The sequence below is a fragment of the Aquabacterium sp. genome (genome assembly GCF_021768455.1).
Taxonomy (GTDB): Bacteria; Pseudomonadota; Gammaproteobacteria; order Burkholderiales; family Burkholderiaceae_C; genus Aquabacterium.
Genome location: NZ_JAIZVX010000164.1, coordinates 1 through 8,667 on the forward strand (window position 1 = coordinate 1; position 8,667 = coordinate 8,667).

The 8,667-nt window shown below is 69.3% G+C and carries 6 protein-coding genes; 2 read left to right on the plus strand and 4 right to left on the minus strand.

What is annotated here, in order from left to right; all coding sequences use genetic code 11:
• Window positions 1-1,397, minus strand: a 1,397-nt coding sequence (locus QZ994_RS16965; protein ID WP_290874386.1) for a thioredoxin domain-containing protein, incomplete at its 3' end; no start/stop codon positions are given.
• Window positions 1,398-1,554: 157 nt separating this feature from the next.
• Between QZ994_RS16965 and QZ994_RS16970 the strand changes: the two genes are divergently transcribed.
• Together QZ994_RS16970 and QZ994_RS16975 are read left to right on the plus strand one after the other, a co-directional pair.
• Complete coding sequence (locus QZ994_RS16970; RefSeq protein ID WP_290874389.1) at window positions 1,555-2,481, plus strand: histone deacetylase family protein; 927 nt, start codon at window positions 1,555-1,557, stop codon at window positions 2,479-2,481.
• A gap of 6 nt (window positions 2,482-2,487) precedes the next feature.
• Window positions 2,488-5,178, plus strand: coding sequence for a bifunctional acetate--CoA ligase family protein/GNAT family N-acetyltransferase (locus tag QZ994_RS16975; RefSeq protein ID WP_290874391.1), 2,691 nt, complete (start codon window positions 2,488-2,490; stop codon window positions 5,176-5,178).
• On the opposite strand, the gene QZ994_RS16980 is transcribed toward QZ994_RS16975, so the two are convergent.
• The 3 genes from QZ994_RS16980 to QZ994_RS16990 all read right to left on the minus strand — a co-directional run bounded on the left by QZ994_RS16980 (window position 5,153) and on the right by QZ994_RS16990 (window position 8,593).
• Window positions 5,153-6,526: an MFS transporter gene (locus QZ994_RS16980; protein WP_290874394.1), complete on the minus strand. Its 1,374-nt coding sequence runs from the start codon at window positions 6,524-6,526 to the stop codon at window positions 5,153-5,155. The genes QZ994_RS16975 and QZ994_RS16980 overlap by 26 nt on opposite strands.
• Before the next feature lie 49 nt (window positions 6,527-6,575).
• Entirely contained in the window at window positions 6,576-7,766 is a 1,191-nt protein-coding gene (pobA, locus tag QZ994_RS16985) for a 4-hydroxybenzoate 3-monooxygenase (RefSeq protein ID WP_290874396.1), read from the minus strand.
• Window positions 7,767-7,834: 68 nt separating this feature from the next.
• Complete coding sequence (locus tag QZ994_RS16990; RefSeq protein ID WP_290874399.1) at window positions 7,835-8,593, minus strand: IclR family transcriptional regulator C-terminal domain-containing protein; 759 nt, start codon at window positions 8,591-8,593, stop codon at window positions 7,835-7,837.
• Window positions 8,594-8,667 lie beyond the last annotated feature (74 nt).

Genomic DNA, 8,667 nt, shown 5'->3' on the forward strand with positions numbered 1-8,667 from the left:
TCACGCTGGCCGTCGGCCTCGTCGTCGACGGCGGCTACACGATCCACTGAACAGACATCAATCCACGGGCGCGCATCGTCCGGATGTGCCGCCAGCAGTTGCAGCAGCAACTGGTTGAACGCAGGCTGGCGCAGCCGCGCGGGCGCGGCGTTCGCATCGCGCGTGGCGCGGGCGGCGTCGATCACGGTCTGGATGGCGGTCTGGGGTTGCTGCAGGGTGCGGGCCATCTCGGCCGCGGGGCGGGCCTCGATCAGGTGCCAGGCACGGCCTTCGAAGTTGGGCGCGTCGATCAGGTTCCAGTGGGCCGAGGCCAGGTCCCACTCCACGGGCTTGAGGGCGGCGCGCACGGCCTCGGCCTGCCAGACGTAGAAGGCGCCTTCGCGTTCGGTGGGTTCGCTGCCGGGCGGGTCGCTGTCGGCGTCCAGCGAGCTGGCAAAGCCGCCACCGGGCAGCTGCATCTCGGTCAGTAACCAGGCCACGGTGGCCTCCACGGCGCGGCCAAAGACGGGCTCGCCGGTGAGGGCGGCGGCGTCGGCGTACAGGGCCAGCAGCAGGCCGTTGTCGCTCAGCATCTTCTCGAAGTGGGGGATGCCCCAGTGGGCGTCGACGCTGTAGCGGAAGAAGCCACCGGCCAGCTGGTCCTGCAGGCCGCCGCGGGCCATGCTCGCCAGGCTGTGCAGGGCCATTTCGCGGGCGCCGCCGTCGCCTTCGGCCACGCCGCGTTCCAGCAGCCAGGCCAGGTCGCTGGGGTGGGGGAATTTGGGCGCGCCGCCAAAGCCGCCGTGTTCGGCGTCGTGGCGTTCGGCGAGCCACTGGCGGGCGGCGTCCTGCACGGGGCCGGCCAGGGCAGATAGCGCGGCGGCCGGGCCCTGGGCCGGCAGGCTCAAGGCGGGCAGGGCGCGTTGCAGGGCCGCGCGCACCTGGGCGTTCTGGCGTTCGATGTCGGGGCGGCGGCTGGCCCAGGCCTCGGCCACCGAGCCCAGCAGGTCCTTGAAGGCGGGGCGGCCGTAGCGGGCCTCGGGCGGGTAGTAGGTGCCGCTGTGGAAGGGGGTGCCATCGGGCGCCAGGAAGACGGTCAGGGGCCAGCCGCCGCCTTTTTGGGTGAGCAGCTGGTGGGCGTCCTGGTAGAGCTGGTCGAGGTCGGGGCGTTCTTCGCGGTCGACCTTGATGTTGACGAAGTGCGCGTTCATCAGCGCCGCCGTGGCCTCGTCCTCGAAGGATTCGTGGGCCATCACGTGGCACCAGTGGCAGGCCGCGTAGCCGATGGACAGCAGGATGGGCTTGCCCTGGCTGCGCGCCTCGGCCAGGGCGGCGGGGCCCCAGGGCTGCCAGGCCACCGGGTGGGCGGCGTGTTGCAGGAGGTAGGGCGAGGTTTCGCCAGACAGCAGGTTGGGCATGGTGGAGGCCTTCCGAGAGTGCGCCCTCATGATCGCCGGGTGTCATGTTTTGGATCATTGGCAGGCGTTTGCCCCAGGCGTAGACTGGGATTTCAGACCTCCCGCAGAGGGGGCTGAAGGACGCACACCGTCACCGCTCGCCACAGGAGACAAAGACATGCTGGCCGCCTACATCACCCACCCCGATTGCATCCGCCACGAGATGGGCAAGGACCACCCGGAATGCCCCGAGCGCCTGGGTGCCATCAACGACCAGTTGCTCATCAAGGGCCTGCTCGATTACATGGCGCCTTACGACGCGCCCCTGGCCACCGAGGAGCAGCTGGGCCGCGCCCATTCTTCGCTCTATGTGCGCGAGCTGATGGCCCAGTCGCCCAGCGAGGGCCACATCCAGGTCGACCCCGACACCTCGATGAACCCCTACACCCTGAAGGCCGCCCTGCGGGCCGCGGGCGCGGCGGTGCAGGCGGTCGACCTCGTGCTGGGCGGGCAGGCCCCGGCGGCCTTTTGCTGCGTGCGCCCGCCCGGGCACCATGCCGAGCGCGACCACGCCGGGGGCTTCTGCTTCTTCAACAACGTGGCCGTGGGCATCCGCCATGCGCTGGACGTGCACGGCCTGGAGCGCGTCGCCCTGATCGATTTCGACGTGCACCACGGCAATGGCAGCGAAGACATCTTCCGCGGCGATGAGCGCGTGCTGATGTGCTCCATCTTCGAAAAAGGCCTCTATCCCTTCAATGGCGAGACGGCCACCGGCCCCAACATGGTCAACGTGGGCCTGCCCACGCGCTCCTGTGGCGACGTCTTCCGCGAGGCGGTGAGCACGCAGTGGATCCCGGCGCTCGATGCCTTCGAGCCGCAGATGGTGTTCATTTCAGCGGGTTTTGATGCACATCGAGAAGACGACATGGGCAATCTGGGCCTGGTCGAGGCAGACTACGAATGGGTCACGCGCCAGTTGGTGGGCGTGGCCGAACGCCACGCGCAGGGCCGCATCGTGTCCTGCCTGGAAGGGGGTTACGTGCTGAGCCCACTCGCTCGCAGCGTGACCGCACACCTGAAGGTGCTGATCGGCGCCGATTAGAAGCCCATGGACAAACATTACCTCTCGCCACTTTTTGCCCCCGAATCCATCGTTGTCTTCGCCGGTTCGGTGGACGATGTGGCGAGCCAGACGCCGCTGGCCCAGGCCCTGCAGGCGGCGCTGAAGGCCCAGCCTTATGCCGGGCGCATCAGCTTCCTCGACATCCACACCAGCGGCACCCTGGCCGACCTGGCCCAGGCCCGCGCCGATCTGGCCATCATCGCCCTGCCGGTGGCCGATGTGGGCCCCGCCCTGGAACTGGCCGCCCGCATGGCCTGCAGCGCCGCCCTGGTGATCTGCAGCGGTGTGAGCGCCGACAAGGCCGCCGAGTTCAAGAAGATCGCCAGGCAGGCGGGCATCTACCTGCTGGGCCCCAATGGCCTGGGCTTTCAGAACCCCAAGCTGCAGCTCAACGCCAGCGCCCTGGGCCACATGGCCTCGACCGGGCCGCTGGCCCTGGTCTCGCAGTCGGGCTCGCTCACGGCGGCCATGCTCGACTGGGCGGGCAACAACGCGGTGGGCTTCTCCAATGTGGTGTCGCTGGGCCCGCACACGGCGGTCGACATCGCCGACGTGCTCGACTACCTGGCCAACGATGGCCGCACCCAGAGCATCCTGGTCTATGTGGAGGGCATCTCCAACGCCCGCCGCTTCATGAGCGCGCTGCGCTCGGCCGCCAATGCCAAGCCGGTGGTCATCCTGAAAGCCGGGCGCAAGCCCGCCGGCAACGAGGCCGCGCAGACCCACAGTGCCAGCATCGTGGGGTCGGACGACGTGTTCGACGCCGCCCTGCGCCGCGCGGGGGCCGTGCGCGTGCGCTCTTTTGTGGAGCTGTTCTCGGCCGCCAAGTGCCTGGCCTCGCGCTACCGCCCGGTGGGCCGGCGCATGGCCATCGTCACCAATGGTGGCGGGCCGGGCGTGCTGGCCGCGGACTGGGCCAACGAGATCGCGCTCAGCCTGGGCAAGCTCTCGGCCGAGACCGCCGCGCAGCTGAAAGCCCAGTTGCCCGCGCTGGCTTCGCTGACCGACCTGATCGACCTCTCTGAAGACGCCGGCCCCGAGCACTACCGTGCGGCGGTCGACGCGGCCAACCGCGACCCGCAGGTCGACGGCATGCTGGCCATCTACTCGCCCAAGGTGGGCGGCGACGCCGCGGCCGTGGCCCAGGCCCTGTCCGACGTCAAGAAGCACATCAGCAAGCCGCTGCTCTCGTGCTGGATGGGCGACGCCTCCGTGGGCGAGGCCCGCGGCATCCTGAACGACGCGGCCATCCCGAGCTTCCGCACGCCCGAGGCCGCCGTGGGCGCCTTCGGCAACCTGGCCACCTTCTATCAGAACCAGCAGCTGCTGCAGCAAACGCCGCCGCCGCTGTCGACCCTGGCCAAGCCCGACATCGAGGGCGCCCGCCTCGTGATCGAGAGCGTGCTGGCCGAGCGCCGCAAGGTGCTGACCGAGATGGAATCGAAGACGCTGCTGTCGTCCTTCCACATCCCGGTCACGCAGACCATCCTGGCGCGCAACCCGACCGAGGCCATGATGGTGGCCATGCAGCTGGGCTTCCCGGTGGCGCTCAAGATCGATTCGCCCGACATCTCGCACAAGTCCGACGTGCAGGGCGTGGCGCTCAACATCATGACGGGGGCCAGCGCCCGCGAGGCCTATGTGGACATGGTCGAGCGCGTCAAGCGCCTGCAGCCCGATGCCCGCATCAATGGCGTGACGGTGCAGAAGATGGCGAGTGCCCGCCGTGGCCGCGAGCTCTACATCGGCCTGGTGACCGACGACCCCTTTGGCCCCGTGATCGTGTTCGGTGCCGGCGGCACCATGATCGAGCTGATCGACGACCGGGCCATGGAGCTGCCCCCGCTGAACCAGTACCTGGCCCGCCGTCTGATCGAGCGCGCCCGCGTGGCCGAGACCCTGGGCGATTGGCGTGGCGCCAGCGCCGTCGACATGGACGCGCTGGAGCAGGTGCTGCTGCGCGTCTCGGAAATGGTGTGTGAGCTGCCGCAGCTGCGCGAGATGGACATCAACCCCATCATCGTGGACGAGAACGGCGCCGTGGCGGTGGACGCCCGCATCGTGATCGACAGCGCGCCCCAGGCCGCCAGCGGCCTGAGCAGCCACTACAACCACCTGGCCATCCTGCCTTACCCGGCGCGCTACGAGCAGGTCTACCCCATGCGAGGCGGTGGCGAGTACACGGTGCGCCCCGTGCACCCCAACGACGCCGAGATGCTGCAGGAGCTGGTGGCCAAGCTCTCTCCCGAGAGCCGCTACTTCCGCTTCGTCTCGCACATGACCGAGCTGCCGCCGGCCATGCTGGCCCGCTTCACCCTGATCGACTACGACCGAGAGATGGCCCTGGTGGCCGTGTTCAAGCAGCGCACTGCGGGCGACGATGGCGAGATCACCGAGACGGAGCGCATCATCGGTGTCTCACGCTACATCACCAACCCCGACCGCGCCAGCTGCGAGTTCTCGCTGCTGGTGGCCGATGGTTTTGCGGGCAAGGGCCTGGGCTCGCGCCTGATGGAAAGCATCATGCAGGTGGCCCGCGAGAAGGGCCTGACCGAGATCGAAGGCCTGGTGCTGACCCACAACGGCGGCATGCTCAAGCTGATGCGCAGCCTGGGCTTCGAGGTGAAGCCCTTTGCCGAAGACCCGGACTTCAGACTGGTGACACACGCGCTGTGAAGCGCATCTTCACGACCAGGGCCACCACGGCGACCAGCGCAGGCAGGGTCAGCAGGGTGAAGATCTGGTCGAAGCCCAGCTTCTGGCGCATCAGTTCGGCCCCGAGCAGGGCGCCGGCGATGCCGCCAAAGCGGCCGATGCCCAGCATCCAGGCGACGCCCGTGGCACGGCCCTGGGTGGGGTAGAAGGCCGCGGCCAGCGAGGGCATGGACGACTGCGCGCCGTTCATGGCCGTGCCCGCCAGGAAGATCAGGGCACCCAGGCCGATCACGCTGCCCGTGTTCTGGCCCACGGCGTAGATCAGCAGGGCGGTCAGGGCGTAGCCCACGGCGATGACCTTGTGGGGGTTGAGCTTGTCCATCAGCCAGCCCGAGAAGATGGTGCCGATGCCGCCACCCAGGGGGAAGAGGGCGGTGAGCAGGGCGGCCTGTTCGATGGTGAAGCCGGCGTCTTTCACGAGGATGGGCATCCAGCTGGTGAGCAGGTAGAAGATGACCAGGCCCATGAAGTAGGTGAGCCACAGCATGGTCGAACCCACCACATAGGGCTTGGAGAGCACCACGCCCACGGCCGACTGCTTGCTGACCGGCTTGTGTTCGGCCACCGTGAAGTGGGTGACACCGGCCAGCGTGGCCGCCTCTTGCGGGGCGATGCGGCGCAGCACGGCGCGCACCTTGTCGGCACCCTGGCCGCTCACCACGAGGTAGCGCACCGATTCAGGCAGCAGCACCAGCAGCGCCACACACAGCAGCAGGGGCACCACGCCCCCGGCGATCAGCACCGCGTGCCAGCCGCTGTGCGGGATCAGCCAGGAGGCCAGGAAGCCACCGGCCGAGGCGCCCAGCGGGAAGCCGCAGAACATGGTGTTGACGATGACCGCACGGCGGCGGGCCGGGGCGAACTCCGACATCAGCGTCACCGCGTTGGGCATGGCCGCACCCAGGCCCAGGCCGGTGAGGAAGCGCAGGGCGGTGAGCACCTCGATGGTCTCGGCCGTGGCGGTCAGCAGGCTGGCCACGCCAAAGAAGAAGACCGAGGCCAGCAGCACCTTCTTGCGGCCGAACTTGTCGGCCAGCGGGCCGGCGGTGATGGCCCCCACGGCCAGGCCGAACAGGGCTGCGCTGAGCACGGGGCCCAGGGCCGATTTCGCCACGCCCCATTCCTTCACCAGCGAGGGCGCGATGTAGCCGATGGCGGCGGTGTCAAAGCCATCGGCCGCGACGATCAGGAAGCACAGCACCAGGATCAGCCACTGGTAGGCCGACAGGGGCTGGCGGTCGATGAAGTCGGGCACATCGAGCGTGTGCGGTGCGCCCGGGGCCGGACGCGAAGATGGGGTGTTGGACATGGGCTTGTCTCCTTGAGGGTGGAAGGATGAGGGCAAACGGGCGAGCCGTTCAGGCGGCCATGGGCAGGCCGACGTAGTTTTCTGCGAGCGAGGTGAGCGCGGCCTGCGAGCCCACGAGGTAGTCGAGGTCGGCGCGCTGGATGCGGTGGTCGAACGCGTCCTTCTCGGGGAAGCGGTGCAGCAGGGTGGTCATCCACCACGAGAAGCGTTCGGCCTTCCAGATGCGGGCCAGGGCGCGTTCGGAGTAGGCGTCGATGCCGGCGCTGCTGTGCTCCTGGTAGTGCTCGATCAGGCCGCGCGAGAGGTAGGCGATGTCGGAGGCCGCCAGGTTCAGGCCCTTGGCGCCCGTGGGCGGCACGATGTGGGCCGCATCCCCCGCCAGGAAGAGCCGGCCGAAGCGCATGGGCTCGGCCACGAAGCTGCGCAGCGGCGCGATGCTCTTTTCGATCGAGGGGCCGGTGACGAGCTGTTCGGCGGTGTCCGGGTCGAGGCGGCTGCGCAGTTCGTTCCAGAAGCGCTGGTCGCTCCAGTCGCTCACCTGGTCTTGCAGCGAGCACTGCACGTAGTAGCGGCTGCGCGTGTTGGAGCGCATGCTGCACAGGGCAAAGCCGCGCTCGTGGTTGGAGTAGATCAGTTCATGAGCCACCGGCGGCGTGTCCGACAACACACCCAGCCAGCCGAAGGGGTAGACGCGCTCGAAGTTCTGGATGGCGCTGGCCGGCACGCTGGCCCGCGAGACGCCATGGAAGCCGTCGCAGCCCGCGATGAAGTCGCACTGCAGGGTGTGGCGCTCGCCCTGGTGGGTGTAGCTCACGCTGGGCTGGCTGCTGCCGAAGTCGTGCAGCGCCACCTCGGTGGCTTCGTAGACGATGGGGGCGCCGCTGGCCTGGCGGGCGTCCATCAGGTCGCGGGTGATTTCGGTCTGGCCGTAGACCATGACGCGGCGCCCGCCCGTGAGGGCGTGCATGTCGACGCGGTGGCGCTGGCCGCTGAAGCACAGCTCGAAGCCATCGTGGGGCAGGCCTTCCTTGAACATGCGCTCGGAGACACCGGCCTCGACCAGCAGGTCCACCGTGACCTGTTCGATGATGCCGGCGCGGATGCGGCCCAGCACGTAGTCGGGCGTGCGCTGCTCGAGGATGACGGTGTCGATGCCTGCGCGGTGCAGCAGCTGGCCGAGCAGCAGGCCCGAGGGGCCGGCGCCGATGATGGCGACCTGGGTGCGGGAGGGGATGGACATGAGGGTTTCCTTTCAGACAAGGCTTCGCCCAGCCCGCCAGCGGCGGGTTCTTCAAGGGGCGGGGTGATTCAGAGCAGGGGCCGCAGGTCGGCCTGGGTGTCCAGCAGGGCGGGCAGGGCCCGTTCGGTCAGTTCTTCGAGGCTCACGTGGCTGGCGCTCACGCTCACATTGATGGCGGCCACCACCTCGCCGCGCGCATTGCGCAGCGGCACGGCCAGGGTGCGCAGGCCGGGCTCCATCTCCTGGTCGACCAGGGCATAGCCCCGGGCCTTGGTGCGCGCCAGCTCCAGGCGCAGTGCGGCCGGGTCGGTCAGGGTGTGGGGCGTGAGGGGCAGCAGGCGCTGGCGGGCCAGCCAGCTGTCCCAGCCGGATTCGGGTTGGCTGGCCATCAGCACGCGGCCGTTGGCGGTGCAGTAGGCGGGCACGCGGGTGCCGGGTTGCAGCGTGGCCGAGACCACGCGGCGGCCCACGCTGGCGGCGGCCACGGCGATGACGTCGTCGTGGTCGAGCACGCCGGCCGAGCTGCTCTCGCCCAGGGCCTGCGCCATCTTGTGCAGGCGGGGCTGGATCAGGCGCGGCATGCGGGCCGAGTGCATGTAGCTCTGGCCCAGGCGCAGCACCTTCGGGGTCAGGGCGTAGCACTGGCCGTCGAACTGGGCGTAGCCGATCTGGGTGAGCGTGATCAGGTAGCGGCGCGCAGCGGCCCGGCTGATCTGGGCGCGCTGGGCCACTTCGCTCACGGTGAGGCGGGGCTTGTCGAGGTCAAAGGCCTCGATCACCGCCAGGCCCTTTTCCAGGCCACCGACGATGTCGCGGGGGTTCACCACGGGCGCGGCAGGCGGGGCTGCCGGGTCGGCCGAGGGGCTGAACGCGGGGCGTCGCGCCAAGGTGCGGGCTTGAA